Source organism: Microbispora sp. NPDC088329 (assembly GCF_040685655.1).
GTDB lineage: Bacteria > Actinomycetota > Actinomycetes > Streptosporangiales > Streptosporangiaceae > Microbispora.
Map to the genome: position 1 here is coordinate 1 of NZ_JBFBIP010000067.1, position 1,430 is coordinate 1,430.

Annotated in this window: 2 protein-coding genes; one reads left to right on the plus strand and one right to left on the minus strand. The window is 67.3% G+C overall.

All coding sequences use genetic code 11. The annotated features are described in order from the left end of the window. A partial coding sequence (locus AB0O28_RS39820) for an endo-1,4-beta-xylanase (RefSeq protein WP_363648227.1) occupies positions 1–323 on the minus strand: 323 nt, incomplete at its 3' end. Positions 324–1,053: 730 nt separating this feature from the next. On the opposite strand from AB0O28_RS39820, the gene AB0O28_RS39825 reads away from it, so the two are divergent. Then, on the plus strand, positions 1,054–1,430 hold a 377-nt coding region (locus AB0O28_RS39825; RefSeq protein ID WP_363648229.1), incomplete at its 3' end, for a GDSL-type esterase/lipase family protein.

A 1,430-nucleotide genomic window follows, 5' to 3' on the forward strand; every position in this document is an offset into this window, starting at 1 on the left:
CGGTCGGCGTTGGTGAAGTTGAACTGCCCCGGCTGCGGCTCGGTCGCGTCGGGCTTCATCTCGTTCTCAGCCGTGATCATGTTGAACTCACGGTTGGCGATCGTGGAGTACTGCGAGTCGCCGAGCCTGTTCGCGCTGATCGCCGTACCGAAATAACGGCCGCTCTGCGCCGCCGCGGCGCCCAGCGTGCTCGCCGCCGCGTCGGCGGGAACCGACACCGCCACGGCGGTGATGGCGCCGAGAACGCCGAGGGCGCCGGCGAGCAGCACCCGGCCGCGGCGTGGTCGCCGGAGCCGATCTGAGGGGGTGGCGTTCGTATCCATGCCTGAGCCTCCACAACTGAATCACGGAAAGCGGGACATCCGCGGGATCGGCACCGCGTCCCATCACGGGACGCACACCACGAGGGCGTCGCGGACGGCGACCCCCTGCCGCTTCACCACCGACCTGGCAGGGAGAGACCGCCTCGGGGACTCAGTCTGGAAACCTCGCCGAAATGTGTCAAGACTATCCTGAAAGTTTCGGCGACCCTGTCTCGTCATGCTGCCCTCACGGGGGCCCAGTAGGCCCTACAGCCATCGCAAACATGGCGACGACCTCGACCTATGAGACGCGTCGTCGATGAAACTTTCAGTACGACTCCTGTGCCGATCGCTGCCCGGCCGTTCCTGATAAGTCCTGATGAACGAACGTCCGCTCCGTGCCGGCACGGATCGGCGGGTGCCGGGGCCCTTGACGGAGCCCCTCCGGCTCGTATTTGCTCCGGCGCACCACCATCCACCGGCCGCCCCAGAAGAGAAGCAACGACTCGCCGGTCTCTGTTAGCGCTAACAAGTCTGCGGACGGCGCCACGGAGCCGGCCTGCGCCGCTGATGGTCTTCATCGACTGGAGACCGCACCGCCATGCCAGAGCCTCGCCTCATTCAGCTCGCCGCCATCGGGAAGGATGGACCACTGTAGATGTTAACGCTAACAAGTGCTGGTTCCGCGGAGAGGCCGCGCACCCACGGTTGGAGGCGGTGGAGCCGCCGGCTGACCACCGCGCTCCTGGCCATGACCGTCGCGGCGATGGCGCCGGGCGTCGCCCACGCCGAGTCCAACGGCGGGGTGCGGGTCATGCCGCTCGGCGACTCGATCACCGAGGGCACCCAGGTGCCGGGCGGTTATCGCATCGGCCTGTGGCAGCGCCTGGCCGCCGGGCGTTACACGGTCGATTTCGTCGGATCGCAGTACAACGGGCCGTCCAATCTGGGCGACCACGACCACGAGGGCCACCCCGGGTGGCGGATCGACCAGATCGACGCCAACATCACCCGCTGGGTGCAGACCTACACCCCGCGCACGGTGTTGCTGCACATCGGCACCAACGACGTGCTGCAGAACTACAACGTCTCGGGGGCGCCGCAGCGGCTGTCCACCCTGATCGACCA